Origin of the sequence: Blautia sp. MSJ-36, from assembly GCF_018917985.1 — a bacterium.
In the GTDB taxonomy this organism is placed as follows: Bacteria; Bacillota; Clostridia; order Lachnospirales; family Lachnospiraceae; genus Blautia_A.
In genome coordinates this window covers 34,823-59,774 of record NZ_JAHLPQ010000006.1, presented here as the reverse complement: position 1 = coordinate 59,774, position 24,952 = coordinate 34,823, and the positions used below count along the sequence as shown (strand labels likewise).

Here is a 24,952-nt window from a genome sequence, read left to right as displayed (position 1 = left end):
TCCTCCTTAAATTTCTCTCGTATAAAGCGTTGGGAACGCATATTTTTCCATACTGCTCTTTATCATATCATATTTTAGCCTTCTTTGTCACTGCCTTTCAGGACTCTGTTTAAGATATCTGCAAAAGGTTCCATTGCATTTCGGACTTCCTCCACGGTATTGGTCTGTGCTCCGGCTTCCAGAAGCAGCGCACGTGGTTTAAGGTGCAGATTATAGCGAAGACCTGCCAGATAAATTCCCCGGTAAAGATCCGGATAATATTGTGCTGCCTGGTATTCCAGCTGGAAGGAAAATGCCAGATTTTCTTCTATGTAAGGATTGGGCAGATAGCTTACTGCCCCCTGATTAACGGTATAGCTTAATCCATTATAAAAAAGCAGCTGAGCGGTAGATTTCCCGTTGACCTCTGTTACCAGGCGGCGGTCATCCGGTACTCCGTCCCTGTGAAGGTCAATCACAACTTCGACTGTGGGATTTTCTTCCAGAACTTTTTCTATGGATGTTCTCGCATAATCATAAGCTTTGCTCCGATCCAGGGTTCCACCCATCATATCAAAAGCATCCGTCACATGAATTACCTGATAACCATATTTTTCCTCCAGAAGGTCCGTAAGGTAATTCCCCACTCCCACAATGGTATCCTCTTCCTTTCCTTCCCTGGAATCCACAAATGTTTCCTGGGAATGGGTATGGTAAATCAAAATCTGTGGCACTTTACTGTCCTGTTTAATGGACAGATCTTCTCCCAGAAATCGTGTTCCGCTGATCTGCTGTGCATTGGTCTCCGTATTAGAATCCAGAATAAAAAACTGATTCATCACATAATCAAAATCTGCCAGTTTTGCAGGAGATAAGTCAATCTGCGGATGCGGAACTGCCACTGTTTCCTGTTCTTTCACCGTTTTTTCGACGGAAGCTTTCTTTTCTGCCGCATCAGAGCCCGCCGGAGTGATCTCCATCTGGGTAATTTCCGGTTTCGTAATTTCCGGTTCTTTATTTTCCACACCGGTATCCTTCTTATTTTCTGTACTGTCAGCAGATTTCTCCTCTGACTTCTGCACTTCCTTTTTTTGCTTTTCTTCTTTCTTCTCTGCCACTTCCGCCTCAGCCATCAATAGTGCCTCCTGCTCTTTCCGGTTCTCCGCTTCCACTTCCTCGCCCAGATGCTCCGCATTTTTTTCCTTCAAAAGCATCTCCGTTTCCCGATCCCTTCCAGTCTCTTCCTGCAGAGCTTTCTTTTCCAGAAAGCAATACAGCGGCAGCTGTCTGTATATCTCACCATGCTTAAAAAAATCTCCCGTAAGCGCAGCCACAACGCACAGAAAGATCAGACTCAAAAACACGCAGAATGCCCTCTGGATATTCGTCACCCACGATCACCTCTTATGGTATTTTATGACCTGTCCTCTTCGATTAGACTATCGGAAAATGCCAGATTAAGCCCCTCGGAAATCGTAAAGCTTAAATACCGCACAGTTTCATCCACATCTTTCGGTGTTACAAACATGGTATAAAGTTTGGGTGAAATCATTTCTTCCAGAAACTCTTTCTGCTCTTCTTCCTCCAGTGCATCCAGCAGGCTTGCCATGGAATCATGAACAATGGTTGCGGCATCTACCACTGTCGGCACACCGATTCCGATCACCCGCACGGAAAGATTCTCTTCATTGAGCCCTTCCCTGTGGTTTCCCACACCGGACCCCGGATTGATCCCGGTATCTGTAATCTGAATGGTACGGTTCAACCTTGCTGTATTCCTGGCTGCCAGCGCATCAATGGCAATTACCACATCCGGCTTTGTCTCAGAAACAATACCCTGAATAATTTCCAGGGTTTCCATTCCGGTCTGCGCCATTACCCCAGGCGCAATCCCGCTGATCTGATGCATTTTCATATGTGTGTTTGCCTTCAGTCCGTATTCCCGGATTACATGCCTTGTCATATGAAGACCGGAAACTGCACGGGGGCCAAGGGAATCCGCAGTGATCTCCTGATTTCCAAGTCCTACCACCAGGATCGACTGCTGCCGTCCAAGATCAATCAGCTCCCTTAAATGATGCGCCACTTCTTCCGAGATTTCCCTGTGATAATCTTCATCCGGAACGGAAAGGTCCGGCGCCTCAATGGTAATGTAGGTTCCCTGCGGTTTTCCCATGGTCCTGGCCCCGTTTTCTGTTGTGATCCGTACTACGGTAGTCCGCACGTCTTTTTCCTCATCGTATTTTTCCCTGATCTCCACTCCATGTACTTCTACATTTTCCTCCTGAAAGCGTTCCGTTGCCTCCAGCGCCAGGTCAGTTCTGATTCTGCTCCTTCCAGCCATACTCTCATCCTCTTTTTCTGTAAAATTGCCAGCCATTTTCCTCTGTCATCCACATGAAAACAGCTTTTCCGATGTTTTCCCTTTCATTATTCCCCATTTTCCCATAAATATGTACCATTTCCCCTTTCATCCACAGCATCTGGTAGTTTTTGCATATTTTTTTGGAATTTTTCCGAAAAACATCTTGACATTACACTCCATGTATAATAATATATATAAGCATGTTTCATAGGAGCGCCCGTGTCTGTTCCTGTGAATGTAATTTATATTATATTTTTTAGGAATCGGAGGTGTACGAATTGGCTAACATTAAATCCGCAAAGAAGAGAATCTTAGTTAACAGCACTAAGGCTGCAAGAAACAAAGCAATCCGTTCTGCAGTTAAGACTTCCATCAAGAAAGTTGAGACAGCAGTTGAGAATAAGGATAAGGCAGCTGCAGAGGTTGCTCTTAAGGACGCAATCTCCACAATCAGCAAAGCTACATCCAAGGGCGTTTACCACAAAAATAACTGCGCCAGAAAAATTTCCCGTCTTTCCAAAGCTGTCAACAGCATTGCGTAATAGACCACGGAATATTTTAGTTATAAGCTTATAAGTAAAAGGAAAGACAGTCGAACCGTCAGCGACTGTCTTTTTTTATATTCTGCTCTCACTTTTACAAGAAAGGAGTTTTCTATGGGCACTCATCCATTCCCTTATCGTCTCATTCGCAGTAACCGGAAAACACTGGCAATCCAGGTCAGCGCTTCCGGCCAGGTGACTGTCCGTGCTCCACGCACAATGTCAGATACCACCATCGAAAATTTCCTCACGCAAAAAGAAAGCTGGATTCTGAAGCACCTCTCCCACGCTGCATCCGAACCGGTTCCGTCTCCTGGAGAAAACCACCCGCTCTCCGATTTCCGCCGCAGTTATTATATGGAATCTGCCCGAAAAATATTCAAAAGAAAAACCGCAGCCTACGCCAAAAAAATGAGCGTAACTTACGGCCGTATCACTATCCGGGAACAGAAAACACGCTGGGGAAGCTGCACCAGTGAGGGAAACTTAAACTTCAACTGGCGGCTGATTTTCGCACCGGAAAAGGTTCTCGATTATGTTGTTGTCCACGAACTTGCCCACCGGAAGGAAATGAACCATTCTCCTGCCTTCTACGCAGTGGTGGCGTCTGTGATGCCGGAATATAAAATTTACGAAAAATGGCTCCGGGATAACGGAAAGACTCTGTGGCAGAATCCCTGAATTTCCAGGCTTTTAGGCAGATATTTCACGATTCTTTCCTATGCGCTCCTCTTCCGCGCCGAACTGTATTTCACAATCAGAAGTTCCACGCTGAGCACATCCCCTAACGTACCTGTCTTCACAGCTTCTTCCGCATCCACAAAGTCTCGCACCGCATTTTCAAGTTCTTCTACTGTGTAAGCCCTGGCGCAGGATTCCAGATTTCGCACAACAAAGGATGGCACGCCAAGTTTGGATGCAATCTCTGTCTGGGAAAGTCCCTCCTCTGATAATTTCTTCGTAAGACAGATCTGCCGGAACTGCTTTGCAAGGAGAAACAGAATTCTCATCGGTGGCTCCCGCAGCGTCAGAAGATCGTAATACAGATCCAGTGCACGTTTCTGATTTTTCTCTGTCACGGCGCGGACCATATCAAAAATTTTGTTGGTTGTCTGTGTGGTACAGACAGCACGGATATCTTCTCCAGTCACAACCTCTCTGCCTTCTGTATAGGAAATCAGTTTTTCCAGCTCCATCCTTAAATTTCCCATATCTGTCCCCGTCATGGACAGAAGCAGCTCCACATCCCGCTGGGTAATCTTACGCCCGTTTTTCCCGAGAATTCCTGCCGCCCACCGCATCAGCGTTTTTTCATCCTGCTGTTTAAATTCTCCGATACTTCCACAGGCTTTCACTGCCTTATACATACGGCTTCGTTTATCTACCTCGGATTCACAGAATACCAGATACAGATAATCCGGAAGATTTTTCATATAATCTGCCAGTTCCTCACATTTATTCTTAAAAAATCCGGTATCCTCCAGAAGAACCACCCTGCGCTCCGCAAAAAAGGGCATCGTATCAAAAAGGCTCAGAAGTTCTCTCACATCGATTCCTTTTCCCTCATATCTGGCAAAATTCATCGTATCATCATCCGGATTCAACGCTTTCACCAGATTTCTCTTATACTGCTGTTTCAGATACGCTTCTTCTCCGTAGAGCAGATATGCCTGCTTAAATTTTCCTGATTTGATGTCTTCCTGAATATTTTTCAATATCTGTACTCCTGTCTGAATCGTATTCCCGCAATAACCCGGGGGACTTTTTCTATGTATCTCAGTTTATACGACAACCGCCAGAAATGCAACATACTCCGGTAAAAATTTGACTTTCCGGCAAATTCATGATACTGTAGACGGGTACATATTCCGGCAGAGCCGTTCTGCCAGCGAAATATGTGGAAGGGAGTGTTCCATTATGGAGAAAAAAAGAACCAGCAAAGCAACAAGTAACCTGAAGAGCGCAACCACAAAAGCCAAGGCTACTGTGAAATCAACTGTAGAAAAAATCGAGAAAACACCTGCAGCTGAGAAAACTGTAAAAGCAGTAAAAAAAGCAACAGAGACTGTAGCAGCCAAGGCACCAGAAGTAGTAGAAGAAGTTAAAAACACTGTAAAAAATCATAAGATCAGCGGCATCACACTTGAAATTTTTGAGACATCCATCACAGTTGCAGACCTTGAAGCAGCTGTTAAGAAAGATGCAGAGGCGAAAGGCCTTAAGGGCAAAGAGCTCCACATCTATGTAAATGCAGAAGAAAGAGCAGCTTACTACACTGCTGACGGAGAAGGTTCCGACGATTACAAGATCGATCTGACCACTCTGTAAGTTCGGACGGATCAGTTCCGCAACCGAAATACTACGCCGGTCTGCCCATGGCAGTTCCGGAAGCGCAAAAAAGCCATGCACAGGACATTTTCATTTTCGTCCCGCTGCATGACTTTTCTTTTTTTATCTTTTACTGGATTTTTTTAATCCAGTCTCTGGAACAGCCTACTGCCGCTCTCCATCCTTTTACCATCGCACTGCGCTTCTCATCATCAATCTCTGTACGGAAAATACGCTCCACGCTGCGGCTTTCCAGTACTGCTTCCTTGCTTTCCCAGAATCCTACAGCGAGACCTGCAAGATATGCGGCACCAAGAGCAGTTGTCTCAATACATTCCGGACGTTCTACAGCCACATTGCTGATATTGGACTGAATCTGCAGAAGAAGGTTGTTGGCACTTGCTCCGCCGTCTACACGGAGAACTGCAAGATCACTTCCGGCATCTGCTTTCATAACTTCCAGCACATCATTAACCTGATATGCAAGAGATTCCAGAGTTGCACGTATAATATGATATTTATTCACACCACGGGTCAGTCCTACAATTGTACCACGTGCATACTGATCCCAGTAAGGAGCTCCAAGTCCCGTAAATGCAGGCACTACATAACATCCGTTTGCATCCGGCACTTTTCCCGCAAAATATTCCGTATCTGAAGCGGAATCCACCAGATGAAGTTCATCACGGAGCCACTGGATTGCGGCACCGGCAACGAATACGGATCCTTCCAGAACGTAGGTAACTTTTCCATTGAGGCCCCATCCGATAGTGGTGACAAGTCCGTTGTTTGAAAATACCGGTTTATCTCCTGCATTCATCAGAAGGAAACCACCGGTTCCATATGTATTCTTGGTTTCCCCTTTCTCAAAGCAGGCCTGTCCGAACAATGCTGCCTGCTGGTCACCGGCTGCACCGGCCACCGGAATCCTTCCACCAAAGAAGGATGGATCGGTTTCCCCATAGATTTCGCTGGACTCTTTTACCTGTGGAAGCATACACTTCGGAATATTAAGCTCCTCCAGAATTTCATCATCCCACTCCAATGTGTTGATATTGAACATCATGGTTCTGGATGCATTGGAATAATCGGTTACATGGACAGCACCCTTGGTCAGTTTCCAGATCAGCCAGGTTTCCACCGTACCGAACAGAAGCTCACCTTTCTCAGCTCTTTCACGGGCACCTTCCACATTATCCAGAATCCATTTTACCTTGGTTGCGGAAAAATACGCATCAATAACAAGACCTGTTTTCTGACGAATTTTCTCTTCCAGTCCCCTCGCTTTCAGGCTGTCGCAGTATTCTGAAGTTCTTCTGCACTGCCATACGATGGCATGATAAACCGGCTGTCCCGTATTCTTATCCCAGACAATAGTGGTCTCTCTCTGATTGGTGATACCGATCGCTGCAATATCCTCTGCCGTTGCCTCAATCTGGTTCATAGCCTCTCTGGCAACAGAAAGCTGTGTGGACCAGATCTCACCTGCATCATGCTCTACCCATCCCGGTTTCGGAAAATGCTGGATAAACTCCTTCTGCGCCACACTGCGGATCCTTCCGTTTTCATCGAAAAGAATACAACGGTTGCTGGTTGTTCCGGAATCCAGCGCCATAACATATTTTGCCATATAAAAATCCTCCAATACATTACTTAACCACATAGCTGTATCTATGCAGTTTTAAAGCTCCCATACCTCCTGATTCGTAGTGGAAACCGCCGCAGCCCCCGCCCCCAGCGCTCCCATTACGTCCTCTTTATCAGAGATCAGTCCCCCTGCAATCACTGGTACTCTGCTTGTTTTACATATTTTCTTGAGAATCTTCGGCATCAGACCAGGCAGCACTTCCACCACATCCGGCAGCTGCTCATGCTGATTTCCCAGATTTTCAATATTTTTAATCGCCATGGAATCAATGAGAAAAAAGCGCAGGACAGTATACATCCCGAGCTTTTTTGCCCTGCTGATCATTGATGCTTTTGTGGAAATAATTCCATCTGCATGAATATCTTTGCAAATATAATCGACAGAAACCTCTTTTGAACTCAGGCCTGTCACAAGATCAATATGTACCATAGCAATCTTTCCTGCCTGATGAATCCGTTCCACGATTTCCCCGATAGAACGAATATCGCCATACAGAATAAAAATCACCGTAAGTTCTTCTTTGCTCAGGCAGTTGGAGAGTCCCTGCTCGTCTTTCACCGCCGCTATGATCGGGTTTGCCTCGATCGCATCCAGAAATTCTCTGTTCATCTGCTTTTCCTCCGCAATATTCGCACAATATAGTCATATCTTCTCATATTATCCGAAGACATTAACTCTATTGTAACAGTTTCTTACTGCAAAGGCCAGACAGATTTGTAAGATATGTCGATATTTTCACCAAAATCAGGCAAGTCTTAACGACTTGCCTGACTCAGCAATATTATTTTTCAAATGGGAATTTGAACTGTGTAAGTCCGAATTCATCACGAAGTCCGATAAACTCTTTCTGAACTGCCTCTGTTACCGGAACTCCCTTGTCTTTACGATACATCCATACATCGTACTCTTTCTCGCCTGCTGTATAGATACGTTCCTGTCCAGGAGCTTTCTCAGATCCTCTCAGGTCTCTTAAGATATCGCCACATGTTTTCTTGAATGCTTCAGCACCCATGAATGCTTCTGTATCGATTGCGATGAAGAAATGTCCAAGATGATATGGACGGATGCTTCCATCCTCATTCTTTCCTTCCAGTGCTCTTAAGAAGATACCGGACTGAAGTGCTGCGGAAAGGATCTCAACAACTGTGGAGTATCCATATCCTTTATATCCTCCGTTTGTCTCGCCAAATCCGCCGAGAGGAGCAAGTGCAGCCTGTTTGCTGCGGATCTTCTTGAGGATCTCAACGCTGTCTGTAAGCTCCTCACCTTCTCTGGAAATAACAAGACCTTTAGGAGTATCGTGTCCGATACGTGCGTAGTATTCGATCTTGCCGTTCTGGATAACAGATGTTGCACAGTCCAGCATGAACGGGAATGGCTCATCTGTAGGCATGCTGAATGTCAGCGGGTTTGTTCCGAGCATATTCTCAACACCAAATGTAGGTGCAACGGACGGTCTTGCGTTTGTACCACTGATACCGATCATGTTCTCTTTTGTTGCGAGACCTGTCCAGTATCCTGCGATTCCATAGTGAGAAGAATTACGAACTGCAACCATACCCATGCCATACTTATGTGCTTTCTCAATACACATATCCATAGCTTTCTTGCTGGCTACCATTCCCATACCATCGTTGGCATCAATAACTGCAGTTGTTGGTGTCTCTTTGATAATATCGATCTTGGTTACCGGGTTTAAGATTCCGGCTTTGATACGATCAATGTAGATCGGTTTGAAACGGTTGCAACCATGGCTCTCAATTCCACGTCTGTCACTCTCAAGAAGTACATCAGAGCAAAGTCTTGCGTCTGCTTCCGGAACTCCTACTTTTTCAAATACAGCTGTCATAAAATCATCTGCGAGCTGCCAGGGAATAAAAGGTCTTGTTTCTTTCTCCATTGTAAAAATCCTCCATATACATTATTATAGTTTTTTTTATTTTACTTATATAGATCTGCAGCAGGACCCCCTCCTGCCGGAGATTTCAAATTTAGCCTGCCTCCTGTATGTACCTTACAGAAAGCGTCTTTGCATTACAGTTTCAATCCTCGTCTGCCACTGCTCTTCCTCTGTCCGGATAATTGGTAATGATGGAGTTTACTCCCCATTTCTTCATCCTTCTCATATCCTCTTCCTCGTTTACAGTCCAGACATTCACCCCAATCCCGTTCTGGGAACAGCTGCGTACATGTTCTTCCTTCAGGTATTCCAGATTCGGATGATAATACTGCACATCACAGGTTCTTGCATAAACGCCTGCATTGTCCACATATTTATCTACCAGAAAACCACCTGCAATGGTTTCATCGCTCTGTCTGCACAGTACGATGGAAGCATTATTAAAGGAAGAAAGAATTATCCGATCCTCCAGTCCGTATTCACAGATCATGTCGATCACTTTCTCTTCCATACCACCATAATAATAAACACTGTTCTTCAGTTCAATGTTGGTGATCAGATCTTCTTCCTCAGCCATCCATTCCAAATACTCTCTCAGAGTCGGGATCTGAAGTCTGCCGAATTTTCCGGCAAATTTATCCGGATAGCTGCAATCCAGTTTACACAGCTCAGCATATGTAAGATCATAGATATATCCGCTTCCATCCGTGGTACGGTCAACCTTCTCATCGTGCATGATCACCGGAACCAGATCCTTGGTCAGCTGTACATCAAGCTCAATTCCCTCGCATCCAGCCTCCACGGCTTTCTGAAACGCCAGCATTGTATTCTCCGGATATTCTCCGCTGAAACCACGATGTCCAAATACTTTCATTCTAATCATCCTCCATTCAATGCATTACATCGTTGTGAGCATTTTTGCTAATTCATATTTCAGATTATATCATAGCTTTTATTTATTTTCAACATTTTCCGTCTGTATTTTTTATATTTTTTGTTATTTTTTAATTAATTACTCTTTTTCTCGTTATTATTTTTTGTGCATTTTGTATATTTTATTTCATAGCAAACAAAGCGATAAAAAAGCCTTTTTAGGTTTATTTTATTCGCTTTGTCTGCCGGAGGGCTGACATATTATAAGCATACAGTTTGCCATATATATCCTTTGCAGATCACTGTATGATCTGCTTCACATTTCCTGTAGCCACGATATCCACGCCTGTACCTGCTGCATTCTCCAGGATCACATCTCCGATCTGAACCGGTGCTTCCACACATACGTCCCTCAATGCATCCACACAGTTAAAAATCTTTCCTTTCGGAATATCCCGCGCTGTCTTTACTGACACCACCGGCATACTTCCATTTTTCACACGCACAGTCGTTGTCACGATCCTGGTTGGATCTGTCACTTCCTTCACTGCATATTCCGCACCTTTTTTACAGGTATTTCCTGTGACGGAAACGATCTCTTTTCCGTCCATTTCCACCAGAAGGGCGCATCCCATGGGGCATCCGATACAAGTAAGATTCCTTTTTTCCATTTTCATCACTCCTCCACCTGGATCACAAGTTCATGTTTATCCTGTTTCTGTTTTCCTTCCAGAATGGAAAGAAGCTGCTCTTTTTTCAGTTTGATCTGTTCCATCTCTCCAGGCGCTGCCACCTGTTTTTTTCTGGAAAAGATCCGTTCTCCATCCAGATATGCCCGGATATAACAATTTTTATATACATTTCCCACACGGAAGCGGACCAGCTGCTCCTCCGCCATATGACCGATACGAATCTCAGACGGCACTGTATAGCGGACTCCGTTTTTGGGAGAAAGTGTGATCTTTATCTCTTCCGGTATTTCTTCCTCGCCATTGTTGTGTATATAGAGAGCCGCATTTCTTCCTGCATTACCTGCTTCCTCTGAAACAAAATCCACCAGATCATGAACATGAAGAACATTTCCGCAGGCAAAAATACCCTCTATGTTTGTCTCCAGACTTTCGTTTACCACCGGTCCGGAAGTCACATTGCTCAGCTCCACGCCTGCCTGTCCGGAAAGCTCATTCTCCGGGATCAGGCCAACAGAAAGAAGAAGCGTATCGCATTCAAAAAATTCCTCTGTGCCAGGAATCGGACGTCTGTTTTCATCTACCTCTGCAAGAGTGATTCCTTCCACACGTTCTTTTCCTTTTATGTCAACCACTGTATGGCTAAGCTTCAACGGGATTCCGAAGTCATCCAGGCACTGCACGATATTTCGCTTCAGGCCTCCGGAATATGGCATCAGCTCTGCCACAGCCTTAACCTCCGCACCTTCCAAAGTCATACGTCTGGCCATGATCAGTCCGATATCACCGGATCCCAGGATCACTACCTTTTTTCCCGGCATAAAGCCTTCCATGTTTACAAGACGCTGTGCTGTTCCTGCTGAATAAATGCCTGCCGGACGATATCCCGGAATGTTCAGTGCGCCTCGCGGTCTCTCTCTGCAGCCCATGGCAAGGATCACGGCTTTCGCCCGGATCTGATACATTCCATCCTGACGGCTCATGGCAGTGATCACCTTATCCTGACTGATATCCATGACCATGGTATTCAGCCGGTACTCGATCCGCTGTTCTTTTACCATCCGGATAAAGCGTGCCGCATATTCCGGTCCTGTCAGTTCCTCCTGAAATGTATGAAGGCCAAATCCATTATGGATACACTGATTCAGGATCCCACCCAGTTCCTTGTCACGTTCCAGGATCAGGATACTCTCTGCTCCCTCTTTCTTTGCAGCCAGGGCTGCTGCCAGTCCTGCAGGGCCTCCGCCTATGATCACGATATCTCTCTTCACCATAATCTTATCATTCATGGTTCTCGCCCTCCTCTGCAATTTTCTTGTTGGTTCCTTCGATCAGTCTGGAAGCTCCGCCTGTTTTTGTGATCTCCTCCATGGAAATACCAAGCTCTCGGCTGAGGATCTCCATTGTTCTTGGAGAACAGAAACCTGACTGGCATCTTCCCATTCCCGCTCTTGTACGGCGCTTTACTCCGTCCAGGGATTTCGCTCCCAGAGGTCTTCGGATCGCATCCAGGATCTCTCCCTCAGAGATCATCTCACATCTGCAGATGATATTTCCATATTCCGGTGATCTTTTGATCAGCTCATTTCTTTCTTCCAGAGAAAGCTCTGACGGATCCAGAATCCCTTTTCTCACCGGATCAAAATCCGGATTTACTTCCGGATGTAATTTTTCTTTTACGATGTCAGCGACCATACAGCCGATTGCCGGCGAGCTGGTAAGTCCCGGTGATGCGATTCCTGCACAATCAATAAATCCGGGTGCATCCTCCACCTCTTCGATCACAAAATCCATACCGTCCTCGATAGCACGAAGTCCCGCAAAGCTCGTGATCACCTTTCGCAGAGGAATATCCTTTACTGTTCTGCCGGATTTGACGCTTACAGCCTCCAGACCCTCTGCAGTAGTGGCTGTTCCCTCCCGGTCCTCCAGATCCGTAGCAGTAGGGCCGACAAGAAGATTACCGTGAACAGTCTGTGTTATCAGAACTCCTTTTCCGCTCTTATTTGGAAGTGCAAAGATCGTATGATTCACATGTGCTCCTGCACTTTTATCAAGAAGCATATACTCTCCCTTACGAGGAGTGATATGCAGTTTTTTCTCACTTACCATATTATGAAAAACATCCGCATAGACACCGGCAGCATTGACGATACAGCCTGTCTCAAAATCACCTTTTGAGGTTTCCACAACAAAACCTTTTTCCTGTTTTCGGATGTTCTTTACTTCTGTGTCAAATTTAAATTCCACGCCATTATTATATGCATTTTCTGCCATTGCAATGTTCAGCTCAAAGGGACAGACAATTCCGGCTGTCGGTGCATACAGTGCTGCCAGCACCTGATCAGACAGATTCGGCTCCATGGCAAGTGCCTCTTCTCTGTCAAGGATCCTCAGTCCCTCTACTCCGTTTTTTATTCCTCTTTCACGCAGCTTATGCAGCATGGCAATTCCATTCTCAGTTGTACAGACAGTCAGTGAACCAGTCTGTTTAAAAGGAAAATCCAGTTCCTTCGAAAGCTGTCCCATCATATTGCTGCCCTTCACATTCAGTTCCGCCATAAGGCTTCCCGGTTCTGCATCATAACCGGAATGAGCGATTCCGCTGTTTGCCTTGGAAGTTCCACAGCATACATCCTCTTCTCGCTCCAGAACGCAGATTTTCAGCCGATATCTTGAAAGCTCTCTCGCCGCTGCCGCTCCGGAAACTCCTGCTCCGATAATGATCACATCATACATAGATTTGTTTCTCCTTTCCTGTTTGCGGATCTTCTGAACTGTCCCCGGCTTTCTCTGCGCCGGAAACAGCAGAATATCCGTTGCAACACAAGCATTGCCGTCCGCAGGTAAATATTCTGCGAGGAGTACTGCTTACGAACAGCAATCTTTCAAGTGAATATGCCGTTATTTTATGCTGTAACCCTTTGTAACCCTTGTAATCCTTTTGAAATATTAACATTTGTGCATAAAAATAGCCGACATAAAAACACACTTATCCATGTGTCTTCATGCCGGTCTCTGTTCTCAATGGCATTCTCTGTATTCAGCAAGCTGAATCAGATTCCTTCTTCACTTTGTATTCATTGTATCAGACTGTTTTTCATATTTCAAGTACATTTCTCGTAAAATACATCGTTTTTTCTTTAACATACTCTTAACTTTCCCAAAAACATGATAAGTTTCATTGTATTCCCGATTCCCGATCATATTTCCTCTACAGAAATAACTCCTTCCTGCTGCCTTACCTCGCGAAATACAGTATGGCGCGCTTTCCATTTGGCAGCCTCCATTGTTGCCTGGATCACCACACTCTGTGTTTTGGATCTCTTTTTGATGATAACTACGTTGGAGATCAGGATGTCCTCTTCCCGAAGCTTCTTTATGGCCATACTCATCTTATCTTCATTTTCAAACTCCATATATACGTCATAGGTATTGGAATGCTCTTCCACATAAACCTCTATATATTTCGCATATTTGAACACCAGAATAAGCCCCAGCGTGGTAAAGATCGCACCGCTGTAAAAGCCGATCCCCACAGCAAGTCCGATGCACGCGGAAGTCCAAAGACTGGCTGCTGTCGTAAGACCGGATACATGTCTCTGTCCGGTCACGATGATGGTTCCCACTCCAAGAAAACCGATTCCGCTGACAACCTGTGCACCAAGTCGTGCAGTATCTCCGATTCCTGCCCCATTAGAATATACATGGATAAAATCGCCCGTCATCATAACCAGAGTTGCCCCCATACAGACGATCATATGTGTTTTTACACCTGCCACACGCTTCTTCATTCCACGGTCAATACCGATCAGACATCCAAGAAACATCGCAAGGATCAGCCGAAACAGCGTCGATCCCATATTTAAAGTGTGCAAATAATCCGATATTGCATTACATGCTCCGAGAATTCCTCCCATAAATCTGCCCCTTTCCTGTTGTATCATTATTTTCTGCCGGTGATAACGCCAACAACGTATCATTCCATTTTGCCCTGCATGAACGCCGCAGGCCACACTCCCTGCACTTGAAAGCTGTCTAGTCAGCCGGACTCGCTCCGTCCGTCTCACTACGCAGTTTTTCATATGATCCTGTGCCCGGATATATTACCCGTAACCTCACAGCATGTAAAACAGCAGGGATACCGACGCCTGGCGGCGGTATCCCTATCTGTTGCTCTATCTACTGATCAGAGGGCATTCTGATTATTTAATAGACTCGTTATAGTTCTCGATCGCTTTGTTTACAGAAGCTGCAAGCTGATCAACAGCGTCCTGAGTTGTGAGCTTGCCATCATATACCTGAGGCATGATCTCGTTGAATGTAAGACGGGCTTCTGTCTGTACACCAGAGAGAACACCTGCTGTATTTGCGTTTACAGGAGAATCTTTCAGCTGGTTGATAGCTGTCTCGAAGTTCGGATTCTCTTCAAGGTAAGCTTTCATATCATCTGTCTCATAAGCTTTCTCGTTGATTGCGAAGTATCCTGTACCCATGGACCATTTAGCCTGTACGTCAGGAGTTGTGATGTACTCGATGAATTTCCAAGCTGCATCCTCGTTTGTCTCGTTGCCTGTATCTGTAAGCCACAGGGAACCACCACCGATGATAACGCCGCCTTCATCATTCTGCTCGATCCTCGGAAGATATCCTGTACCAACTTCGAACGGAGAAGAATCAACTGCATTTTTCAGGATAGCAGTAGACTCGATGATCATACCAACCTGTCCGGAGAAGAACGCTGTCTGGGTATCTGCTGTTGTTGTTCCGTAATCTTCGAAATATCCGGAATCATACAGTTTTTTCCACATATCAAATACTTTCAGGCCGCCGCCGTTGGAATCAAAATCAACAGCTGTAACTGCCTCTGTACGTCCATTGTCATTGTTTCCATATGTTAATCCAAGTCCTGCAAGCTGCTGCTCAAAGAACCATCCGTAAATAGCCTGTGAATAACCAACCGGAGCTGCTCCGCTCTCTACGATCTTCTTGGAATCTTCAAGAACCTCATCATAAGTTGTAGGCGGTGTCTCAGGATCAAGACCTGCTGCCTCAAATACATCTTTGTTGTAATACAGCATAGGTGTGGATACGTTGAATGGCATTGCATACTGTTTGCCATCTACTGTATAGTAGCTGCTGATAACGTCCATAACGGAACTCTTATCATAACCTGTGGACTCGAATTTGTCCTCTACAGGGATGACAGAACCACTGTCATACATGAATTTTGTTCCAACATCATACATCTGGCAGACATCCGGAAGACCAGAATCACTCTGCATAGCTGCTTTCAGTTTTGTGATGGTGTCATCATAAGTTCCCTGATACTCAGCTTTAACTTCAATCTCATCCTGAGATGCGTTGAAATCATCTACGATCTGCTGAAGCACTTCACCGTTTGTACCACCCATTGCATGCCAGAATGTGATGGTAGTTTTGTCAGCCGCACTTACTGAGCACGGAGCTGCGAGAGATGCAGCCATGATTCCTCCTAAAAGAATCGCCATCCATTTTTTGTTTTTCATATAGAAACCCTCCTTTTATATTGGTCCGGCCTGCCCCAATACAGGCCGGATAAATTAACGTTTTTACTATTTACTCTTATATAATTGGATCAACCCTTAACAGCACCAGCTGTCAGACCACTGATCATCTGTTTCTGACCAATGATGAATACAAGAATTGAAGGAATCAGGATAACCATGGCGCCAGCCATAACCGGTCGGAAGTCTGTTGCCTCAGCACCCTGAAGCATACCAAGACCGATCTGAACCGTTCTCATATTTACACTGTCTGTTACAAGCAGTGGCCACAGATAGTAGTTCCAGCTCTGAAGGAATACGTAGATAATCAGAGCACCAAGTGATGGTTTGATAAGCGGAACACCAATGGTATATAAGAACTTGAAGTTTGTACATCCATCAATTTCAGCTGCCTCATGAATCTCTTTCGGCAGTGTCAGGAATGCCTGACGCATGTTAAATACCGCAAACGCTGCTGCTGCGTTCGGAAGGATCAGAGCTGCGTATGTATTACGGATACCCCAGTCAGCGATTGTCAGGTAGTTTGCGATGATGATCGCCTGGCTCGGAATCATCATGGTTGCCAGCATGATATAGAACAGGACTTTTTTGCCCTTGAACTCCATCATGGCAAAAGCATAAGCTGCAAGAGCGCCTGTAACAACCTGAGCAAATGTGATAACACCGGATACAATCAGTGAGTTCTTAATGAAAGTAAAGAACGGTGCCAGCTGGAATGCTCTTGTGTAGTTCTCAATGGTCAGATGGGACGGCCAGAACTTTCCGCCGTAGATCTCTTTCAGATCCATCATACTAACATTGAAACAGTAGATAACAGGAACGATAATAATAATTGCAAAAATAATATTCAGCGCATACATCGCCACTTTTACATATGGTTTTTCTTTCATCAGTAGGTCACCTTCTTTTCCAGTCTAAACTGCAGTGCAGTCAGGATGATCAAAATAACAAACAGAATTACGGATTCTGAACAGGCCACACCGAAACGGCTGTTGATAAATGCCTCCTGGTAAATCTCATACACGATAACGTTGGTACTCTCTGCCGGTCCACCCTGGGTCATCATCTTGAACTCTGCGTATGCCTGTACGGAGTTGATAACATTGATGATGAGAAGGAAGAACAGTGTCGGAGAGATTGACGGAATCGTTACATGGCGGTGCTTCTGGAAGAAATTCGCTCCATCCAGGGCAACGCTCTCGTAAAGCTCAGACGGTACACTCTGGATCGCTGCAGTAAGGTAAATGAAGTTCATACCGATCGCCATCCATACACTAACGATCGTAACTGCGATCAGTGCATATTTCTTATCTGTCAGCCATCCGATATGAGTTCCGAGAGCCTTATTCAGAATACCCAGAGAACTGTGGAAGATAAACATGAACACTACAGATGCCGCAGCTGCGGAAATAGCCATCGGAAGTGCATATACAGTACGGAAAAATCCCTTTGCCCTGATCTTCTCTGTACTGATGATCGCCAGTATAAAACCGATCACAATAGAAAGGATAACTCGCATAACAGAAAACTTCAGTGTTGTCACCAAGCTGTTAAGGAACGTTCCGTCTGTGAAAATATTCGTATAGTTGTCAAGTCCTACATACTGTGCCACCTGACCAAGAGGTGTGGTTCTGGCAAAGCTCAGCTGGATCGTCTTAACGAACGGCCAGAATACAAACAGTATAAAAAGGATCATTACAGGAACCAGATAGAGATAAGGCTCCACTGTCCTGAAAAAAGATTTTTTACTTTTCATTGTATATCACCTGCTTTTCATAAATTTGTGTCTTCTGATCTTCAGTGCCGCCCGCTCTTCTCAAACATCTACAGCTCCTCCGACCATGTTGCCCATTACACGTTCTGCCGGAAAGTACTTCCGTTATACTCTCCGTACATCACCCAATACATGAACCCAAACCTTTTAATAGTTTGTGCTCAAAATGCCCTCTTTCTACCCTCCTCCATTTTATTGCGCTTGTCATCTTCACCAACTTTTAGCCAAATGATACCACATTTTTTACATATAATCAACAGTTAAATTTGATTTTTTGATATTTTTTTATTACTTTTTGATAATTATTCATTGCTATCTACGTTGTTTTTTATTTATTTTTCATAATCGCAAACGCTTTAACAAGGCGATCTGAAATCGATCACCTCCCTGGTAAAGCCAAATAAAAAAACGCCAGAAAATAATACATCGACTGATGCATTTTTTCTGCCGTTCTCTCTTCTCATTGGCATCGTCTGATTATACAATTCAGACACACTCTTTACTTGTTATCGAGCATTATACCGTAATTTTCACCATATTTCAAGTGCATTTAAGCATTTTTATAGCAAAATTAGATAAATATTTTTTTCACAATCTCACGATGCCATTATTTCGTTTTTCATATTTACACTGTAATGTTATGGAACGCTTATACTCTTCTTTTCTTAAACCATGATATCAAATACAAAACTATACCAAAAGTTATCACAAAAGGAGCAACTGCTACCAAAACTGTTGCTAAAAGTATCACAATTATTACTGCAATGGCAATTACAATTGCCTTCCCATACCAGGTACTTAAATCAAGTCGGAAGCTTCTTGTCTTACCGGTTGTATTTCCTGTGCTGCCACTACCAGCATACTCATCTGAGCCATAGCTTTCCTCTGTATAGCCAGACTCATCATAAACGTCTGTACTGTCATCCGTATCAATCAACGTCTTGGCAATCAGCCTCGGATCTCCCAGCTCTGCCAGAACTTCTGCCTCACTGCGGCCACTTCGGACCTGCGACTGAATATAATCTTCATAATAGCGCACATGAGCCGCAGCCTTCCCCTGAGCCATCTGCCCAGACAACTGCCCCCGCAAAATCTCAAGAAATTCTCTTCTGCTCATAACTATAATCAAACCTCTCTTTATAAAGTATAATGAAAACAAATAATCAGATTTTCCCCATTATACCATATCCCTCAAACTCAAATCAGAAACAAACCATAAAATTTTGATTAAAAAAAAGTTCGGCTGACCATGCGGCCGCAGCCGCAGGTTCCGAACTTTTTTATACTTGTGTCCGTTCGTAATATCAAAGATTACCCAACATGAACAGCTCCTGTGCTTCTGATATTCATCGGATAAACATTTTCACGTCCAACATACTGAGCCATATAGTCCACATACTCATCTGCATTCTCGATCGGAAGCACGCACATGATAACCCCTGCAAAACCACCACCATGAACTCTGCAGATACCAGCACCGATCTTATTCAGGAACAGCTTGGTAAGTGCCAGACTCAACGTGATCTTCTGCTCCTTGCAGTTCTGCAGAGAATAGCAGTTCTGCAGCCACTCCCAGGAAGAGTTTCCGGATTCTTCAAGAAGACGTAAGAATCCCTCTCCATCTTTGTTCTCAACAGCCTTCACAGCATCTGCAACACGTCTGTTTTCTTCATAGAAATGCATTGCACGAAGAACCGCACGGTCATTTGGGATATCCTTAACATGAGCAAGAAGGTTCTCCATATTGGACTCACAAAGAAGCTCCACGCCCATAGCTTTTGCAGCCTCACGCATCTCCATAGGAATGGAAGAATATTCTTCACTGAGATCAGCATGGCCCTTGCCAGTGTTTACAATCACAAGTCTGCATCCCATCTCTTCAAAAGAAAATGCAATCTTTTCACAGCTGATATTCTCTTTATCAGAGAAATCCAGAAGGATCGGGCCGCCGGCAGCACATGCCATCTGGTCCATCAGGCCGGAAGCTTTTTTCCAGTATACATTCTCTGCGTACTGTCCTGCTCTTGCATACTCGCCGTACTCCAGTTTTCCTTCATTAAAGAAGTAATTGGTGATCGCACATACAAGCATCTCAAAAGAAGCAGAAGAACTTACACCGGCTGCCGCAATAACCTTGGTAGAAACATATGCATCAAAACCGCCAGTTGCATAGCCTTTTTTCTTCATATATTCCATGATACCTGCCACAAGAGCATCGGTACCCTTGGTATAGGTCTCTGTACTCAGCTTGTCGAGATCTACAACCACTTCCTGTCTGTAGCCCTCACTGATCATATGAATCACATTGGTGCCGTTCGGGTAAGCTGCACCGATGGTATCCAGGTCGATACTTGCGGCGATAATCTGTCCACCATTGTGGTCAACATGATTGCCGATAATTTCGGTACGTCCCGGAGCGGTAAAGAATTCTGCCTTGTCATGATGATATTTCTTCTCAAAATTTACTGCAAGATTGGTATAACGTGCACTGCTCTCCTCTGTCTCACCGTAGATTTTTTTCAGCACATCTGCTGCCGGAATTTTAATTGTTCCCATTTTCATTTCCTCCTGTTTTTGCAAAATTTCCGTACATTTTCTGGATGCTTGATCCTTTAATTTTATTATAACAGCTCTTTTTTTTCTGTCCATAAAGATTTTGCGTAAAAACAGTATTATTTTGTGGTCGTCACAGTTTTTCCTGGCTCCAGGAGATATTCTTTTCCACAGTAGATCAGCGTTCCGCCGGAAACAGAACTTTCTACGGACAGAATTTTTTCATCCCATTTTACATGAACCGTTCCGCCTTTTACCGGGAATGTACAGTCCACAGACTCAAAAGTATCTGTCTCTGGTTTCACAGTAAAACTCTTATATGCAGTATCTGTAAGCTGAATTCCCGCAAAATATCTTCCAAGAAGATAAATCGGGCTTGCAGCCCACGCATGGCAGAAACTCTTTCCAAAGGGATCTCCGTACATTTCGTACTGTTCTTCCGGTTTTTTCTCCGGATCAAATTCCTCCCAGAATGTTACTGCGCCCTGGGAGAGCATACCACCCCAGTAACTTTCCATCATTTTTTTCACATCCTCAAACCGGCCCATTGCACACATGGCCTCAAGCTCATAAAATTTGAAGTATGGCGTTGTGATCTGTGGAATTTTGTCATTTTCAATCACATTCTTCATAAGAAGTTCTTTTCTCGCATCATCCGCAAATCCAAAGAGAATGGCAAAAATATTGGCATGACGTGTCACATTGTTTTTGCCGGATGAAAAGCTGTCGATATAGGCACCTTTCTCCTCATTCCAGTAGAATTTCTCAATCTTAGAAGCAAGAGCCTGATATTTTTTCTCCCATGCAGAACCATCTCCCAGAACCAGCTCATCTGCCTGGGCCATCGTCTGATAACACATGGCAAGAAGCATCTGCTCTGCACAGATCGCTCCTTCTTTATCCATATCTGCCCAGTCTACAAAGATCCAGTCGCCTTCGCGCCCTACGATAAATCCGTTCTCATCCAGCTGTCCGCCCAGAAACTCCATCATTGCAGTCATTCTCGGATAAATCGCTTTTACAAATTCCTCATCGCCGGTCATGCGGTAATGGTTCAGGATTCCGATCACCCAATACATGGAATAATCCACAATGGTATTGATATGCTGGCGGATCGGGCTGTTTCCGATCAGAGCCCAGAGCGTTCTGCGGTTGATATCCTCATCAAACATCAGATACTGATTCACAAAATAACTCTGATATGCATCCCCGGACCAGATCCAGCGGTCACGTTTCACACCATCAATAAAGAAGATTCCGCTGCAGAGTTGGAAAGTCCATACTGCCACGTCCCAGATCTTATTCACCAGCTCATCGGAAGAAGAAAAGGACGCCCGAACCGGAATATCCACATACTGGTGAACTGCCTTTATGCTGATCTCATCTTTATGTACGCCCGGTATGAACACATAGCGAAACGCCCTGCGGATAATCTCATCTTCCGGCGTATGCAGCGTCTGGCTGTAATAACAGTTCACCGTATCTCTGGCTTCTGTCTCAGACTCGCCATAGCACAGTGTCATTTCACGGAATCCTTTTGGAAATTCTGCCTTCAGAATAGCTGTAAGCTCTGTCTCAAATACAAACAGGACTCCGGATTCATCCTCACGGATCTCAGATGGAAAATATTCTTTTTCATCGTATACCCATATGGACGGATCCTGTTCCCTTGCTGTGTAGATCTCATTGTATCCCACCGGTACCGGATCGCTGACAAAATCATCTGCAAGCCATCCCCGATTGGAAGTGATGGTTTCTCCCTCAATCCGCACAGATGGTACACCGGACGGCATCCCTGCGTAAATCTCAAATTTCTGTTTTCCAGGTCCGCACACAACTGGTTCCCCGAAACGTTTTTTTACATCATTGATGCGGTAATAACCAAGGCAGTTGGCATACACCGTAACCGTCTCTTCTTTTTCCAGATTATATTCTCTTGTAAAACGTACATGTTTTCTGCAGTCATCCAGATGGTAATAAGCCGGCCAGATAAAGCCTCTCTCTTCTCTGCTGAAGTTCTGCATCATTCCATGATAAATTTCAAAATCTCCAGGATACCAGATCCAATGTGATCGATTCATATATTTCTCCTTTATTATGATTCTCATATATTGTTTTTTGTTCTTACCGTGGATCATCTTATCCCATTTATCATCGACTGTCCATGCACAAATCATCACACTGCATGGATTTATGAATCACTTTCTGGTAAAATAAATTTCAAAAGGAAGAAAGGAGATATTTCATGCAGATTATTACCAACAACGCAGGCAAAGAACTGAAAAAGCACGGAGACAACGCCTTTCCTTTTCTGGTAAGTTATGAACGTCTTTCCGGCTATGAAACCGGCTCCTTTCTGTGGCACTGGCATCCCGAAATCGAACTTACCTATGTAAAAAAAGGCGAAATGCTTTACAAGGTCAATCAGAACACCTTTCACCTGAAAGAAGGCCAGGCGCTTTTTGGCAATGCCAATGCCCTTCATGCAGGTTATATGTACCAGAATCAGGACTGCCAGTACATTCCCGTAACCTTTGACCCGAAGCTGATCTACGGGTTTTCCGGAAGTGCCCTCTTCCAGAAATACACGGAACCCATACTCCGCAGTTTTTCTCTCTCTGCCGTACCCCTGGATTTTTCCTGTGACTGGCACCAGGACGCTGTGGAAGATATCCGGCAGATGATCCGTCTGGACAGCCAGCATCCTCCTATGTATGAATTTGAAATCATCGCCCGCCTGCAGCATTTCTGGAAAGTTTTGTGCTCCAATACGCTTGCTCAGGCAGCTGCCCCTTCTGTACAGGATGAAGAAAATTACCGCAGAATTCGCCGGATTATGTCCTATATTGCAGATCATTATTCCGAAAAAATCCTCCTGGATGACATTGCGAACCTGATTCACTTAAGTCCCAGCGAATGCAGCCGTCTTTTCAAAAAGTGCATGAATATTACACTGTTCGGCTACATTCAGGAATACCGGATCGAGAGAAGTCTGGATTATCTGGAAAATTCTTCCTGTTCCATTACAGAAGCAGGATTACTGTCCGGTTTTTCGGACTCTAATTATTACACAAAAGTTTTCACAAAAATAAAAGGCTGTACGCCCAGACAATACAGAAAAAAACAGGAGCTGTGATTTTTTCTCACATGCCCCTGTTTTTAATATCACTCTTATTTCATAAAATTCAGAACAGCTCTTTCATCGTCGGATACAGCTTACGGAATTTCTGATACTTCTCTTCATATTTTGCAACCAGCTTCGGATCCGGTTCTACGGTATCTACGACTTTAACCATTTTTTTGCAGATGGTCTCCACATCCGGATATGCACCGCATCCTACGGCTGCCAGCATGGCACCACCCATGGACGGGCCTTCTTCGTTCTCCGGTACATCCACTTTCAGGTTCATTACATTGGCAATGATCTTTTTCCAGAGAGGGCTCTTGGCACCGCCGCCGCAGATCTTGGTGCGCTCAATACTGATTCCAAGGCTTCTTGCAACCTCCAGGGAATCACGCAGACCAAAAGCAACACCCTCCAGAACTGCCTGTGTCATATCTGCTCTTGTGGTATCCATAGACATTCCGAAGAATACACCTCTTGCATCCGGATTGTTATGCGGAGATCTTTCTCCCATCAGATACGGAAGGAAGAATACCTGATTTTCACCAAGTTTCTGGATCGGCGCCTGCTCTGCCACGAAATCTTTTGTCTGAAGGATCTCTTCTGACCACCATTTGTTGCAGGAAGCCGCACTCAACATACAGCCCATAAGGTGATAGCTTCCGTCTGCATGGTCAAAAGAATGAAGGGCATTGTTCTCATCTACGCCGAACTCTTTGCTGGAGATAAAGATGGTTCCGGATGTTCCAAGGGAAATATTGCACTGTCCGTCACCAACGGTTCCGGTTCCCACAGCTGCTGCCGCATTGTCACCTGCACCAGCCACAACTTTCACATCCTCTGAGAAACCAAGCTCATTTGCCACCTCCGGTTTCAGAGTTCCGACCACCTGCCAGCTCTCATACAGCTTCGGAAGCTGCTCTTCTGTAATATGGCAGATTTCAAGCATTTCTTTTGACCAGCAGCGGTTCTTCACATCCAGAAGAAGCATACCGGAAGCATCGGATACATCCGTGCAGAAAGATCCGCTTAAGCGATAAGCAAGATAATCTTTCGGGAGCATGATCTTTACAACTTTTTTGAAATTCTCAGGCTCATTTTTCTGCATCCAGAGGATCTTCGGTGCCGTGAATCCTGCAAATGCGATGTTTGCAGTATACTGAGAAAGTTTGTCTTTTCCGATAACTGTGTTGAGATATTCCGTCTCCTCACCGGTACGTCCGTCATTCCAGAGGATCGCTGGACGGATCACGTTATCATCTTTGTCCAGGGTTACAAGGCCGTGCATCTGGCCGCCAAAACCGATTCCAGCTACTTCCTTGCGGTCGATTCCCTCTGTGAGTTCTTTGATGCCTTCCATGCTTTTAGTAAACCAGTCTTCCGGGTTCTGCTCAGACCAGCCCGGATGGGGGAAGAACAGCGGATATTCTTTGGATACGATGTTGCAGATCTTTCCGGATTCTTCCATAAGAAGAAGTTTTACAGCGGAAGTTCCAAGATCAACGCCAATATAATACATAATAATTTTCCTCCTGTAAATGTCTGTAAACGGGAAAACCGCGGCTCTCAGTTCGCAGCGTCTGCACGCCTGAGAGCTCGCGGTTTCCAAATCATATTTATTTACCTGTTAC

At 44.8% G+C, this 24,952-nt stretch carries 22 protein-coding genes; 4 read left to right on the top strand and 18 right to left on the bottom strand.

Going from position 1 to position 24,952, the window contains the following annotated elements:
- Window positions 1-74: 74 nt before the first annotated feature.
- Window positions 75-1,370, bottom strand: coding sequence for a stage II sporulation protein P (locus tag KQI39_RS06505; protein ID WP_330653962.1), 1,296 nt, complete (start codon window positions 1,368-1,370; stop codon window positions 75-77).
- A 23-nt stretch (window positions 1,371-1,393) separates the two neighbouring features.
- Window positions 1,394-2,323, bottom strand: coding sequence for a GPR endopeptidase (gene gpr, locus KQI39_RS06500; RefSeq protein WP_148445043.1), 930 nt, complete (start codon window positions 2,321-2,323; stop codon window positions 1,394-1,396).
- A gap of 299 nt (window positions 2,324-2,622) precedes the next feature.
- Between gpr and rpsT the strand changes: the two genes are divergently transcribed.
- On the top strand, window positions 2,623-2,886 hold the full coding sequence (gene rpsT / locus KQI39_RS06495) for a 30S ribosomal protein S20 (RefSeq protein ID WP_022426951.1): 264 nt from the start codon (window positions 2,623-2,625) through the stop codon (window positions 2,884-2,886).
- Between the two features lie 114 nt (window positions 2,887-3,000).
- Window positions 3,001-3,567, top strand: a complete 567-nt coding sequence (locus tag KQI39_RS06490) for a M48 family metallopeptidase (protein WP_216417297.1) — start codon at window positions 3,001-3,003, stop codon at window positions 3,565-3,567.
- Between the two features lie 38 nt (window positions 3,568-3,605).
- On the opposite strand, the gene holA is transcribed toward KQI39_RS06490, so the two are convergent.
- Window positions 3,606-4,601, bottom strand: coding sequence for a DNA polymerase III subunit delta (gene holA / locus KQI39_RS06485; protein WP_148445045.1), 996 nt, complete (start codon window positions 4,599-4,601; stop codon window positions 3,606-3,608).
- Between the two features lie 202 nt (window positions 4,602-4,803).
- Here holA and KQI39_RS06480 point away from each other — a divergent pair, with 202 nt between their 5' ends.
- Window positions 4,804-5,214: a DUF6465 family protein gene (locus KQI39_RS06480; RefSeq protein WP_148445046.1), complete on the top strand. Its 411-nt coding sequence runs from the start codon at window positions 4,804-4,806 to the stop codon at window positions 5,212-5,214.
- 130 nt (window positions 5,215-5,344) lie between these two features.
- On the opposite strand, the gene glpK is transcribed toward KQI39_RS06480, so the two are convergent.
- The 14 genes from glpK to KQI39_RS06410 all read right to left on the bottom strand — a co-directional run bounded on the left by glpK (window position 5,345) and on the right by KQI39_RS06410 (window position 22,278).
- On the bottom strand, window positions 5,345-6,844 hold the full coding sequence (glpK, locus tag KQI39_RS06475) for a glycerol kinase GlpK (protein ID WP_148445047.1): 1,500 nt from the start codon (window positions 6,842-6,844) through the stop codon (window positions 5,345-5,347).
- A gap of 51 nt (window positions 6,845-6,895) precedes the next feature.
- Window positions 6,896-7,471 carry a glycerol-3-phosphate responsive antiterminator gene (locus KQI39_RS06470; protein ID WP_216417295.1) on the bottom strand — a complete coding sequence of 192 codons (576 nt, stop codon included), beginning with the start codon at window positions 7,469-7,471 and terminating at the stop codon, window positions 6,896-6,898.
- Window positions 7,472-7,643: 172 nt separating this feature from the next.
- Window positions 7,644-8,762 carry an Ldh family oxidoreductase gene (locus KQI39_RS06465; protein ID WP_021976754.1) on the bottom strand — a complete coding sequence of 373 codons (1,119 nt, stop codon included), beginning with the start codon at window positions 8,760-8,762 and terminating at the stop codon, window positions 7,644-7,646.
- Window positions 8,763-8,904: 142 nt separating this feature from the next.
- Entirely contained in the window at window positions 8,905-9,636 is a 732-nt protein-coding gene (locus KQI39_RS06460; RefSeq protein ID WP_216417293.1) for a glycerophosphodiester phosphodiesterase, read from the bottom strand.
- Window positions 9,637-9,934: 298 nt separating this feature from the next.
- Window positions 9,935-10,306, bottom strand: a complete 372-nt coding sequence (locus KQI39_RS06455; RefSeq protein ID WP_216417291.1) for a DUF1667 domain-containing protein — start codon at window positions 10,304-10,306, stop codon at window positions 9,935-9,937.
- Between the two features lie 5 nt (window positions 10,307-10,311).
- Window positions 10,312-11,598: an NAD(P)/FAD-dependent oxidoreductase gene (locus KQI39_RS06450; protein ID WP_174095569.1), complete on the bottom strand. Its 1,287-nt coding sequence runs from the start codon at window positions 11,596-11,598 to the stop codon at window positions 10,312-10,314.
- Window positions 11,599-11,605: 7 nt separating this feature from the next.
- Window positions 11,606-13,063 (bottom strand): NAD(P)/FAD-dependent oxidoreductase, encoded by a 1,458-nt coding sequence (locus tag KQI39_RS06445; protein WP_216417289.1) that lies wholly within the window; start codon window positions 13,061-13,063, stop codon window positions 11,606-11,608.
- Between the two features lie 464 nt (window positions 13,064-13,527).
- Complete coding sequence (locus tag KQI39_RS06440; RefSeq protein WP_216417287.1) at window positions 13,528-14,244, bottom strand: MgtC/SapB family protein; 717 nt, start codon at window positions 14,242-14,244, stop codon at window positions 13,528-13,530.
- Window positions 14,245-14,529: 285 nt separating this feature from the next.
- Window positions 14,530-15,852 carry an ABC transporter substrate-binding protein gene (locus KQI39_RS06435; protein WP_216417285.1) on the bottom strand — a complete coding sequence of 441 codons (1,323 nt, stop codon included), beginning with the start codon at window positions 15,850-15,852 and terminating at the stop codon, window positions 14,530-14,532.
- Window positions 15,853-15,941: 89 nt separating this feature from the next.
- Window positions 15,942-16,760, bottom strand: coding sequence for a carbohydrate ABC transporter permease (locus KQI39_RS06430; RefSeq protein WP_021651865.1), 819 nt, complete (start codon window positions 16,758-16,760; stop codon window positions 15,942-15,944).
- Window positions 16,760-17,626, bottom strand: coding sequence for a carbohydrate ABC transporter permease (locus tag KQI39_RS06425; RefSeq protein WP_253293090.1), 867 nt, complete (start codon window positions 17,624-17,626; stop codon window positions 16,760-16,762). The genes KQI39_RS06430 and KQI39_RS06425 overlap by 1 nt, the downstream gene beginning before the upstream one ends.
- Window positions 17,627-18,293: 667 nt before the next feature.
- Window positions 18,294-18,761 (bottom strand): DUF1700 domain-containing protein, encoded by a 468-nt coding sequence (locus KQI39_RS06420; protein ID WP_216417283.1) that lies wholly within the window; start codon window positions 18,759-18,761, stop codon window positions 18,294-18,296.
- 194 nt (window positions 18,762-18,955) lie between these two features.
- Entirely contained in the window at window positions 18,956-20,191 is a 1,236-nt protein-coding gene (locus tag KQI39_RS06415; protein WP_442860756.1) for a galactokinase, read from the bottom strand.
- 125 nt (window positions 20,192-20,316) lie between these two features.
- Window positions 20,317-22,278, bottom strand: a complete 1,962-nt coding sequence (locus tag KQI39_RS06410) for an alpha-L-rhamnosidase-related protein (RefSeq protein ID WP_174095530.1) — start codon at window positions 22,276-22,278, stop codon at window positions 20,317-20,319.
- Between the two features lie 164 nt (window positions 22,279-22,442).
- On the opposite strand from KQI39_RS06410, the gene KQI39_RS06405 reads away from it, so the two are divergent.
- The gene (locus KQI39_RS06405) at window positions 22,443-23,333 is read left to right on the top strand and encodes a helix-turn-helix domain-containing protein (protein ID WP_173762705.1); all 891 of its coding nucleotides are present in this window, start codon (window positions 22,443-22,445) and stop codon (window positions 23,331-23,333) included.
- 49 nt (window positions 23,334-23,382) lie between these two features.
- Here the strand turns inward: KQI39_RS06405 and xylB are convergent, their stop codons facing one another.
- Window positions 23,383-24,840 (bottom strand): xylulokinase, encoded by a 1,458-nt coding sequence (xylB, locus tag KQI39_RS06400; RefSeq protein ID WP_216417279.1) that lies wholly within the window; start codon window positions 24,838-24,840, stop codon window positions 23,383-23,385.
- Window positions 24,841-24,952 lie beyond the last annotated feature (112 nt).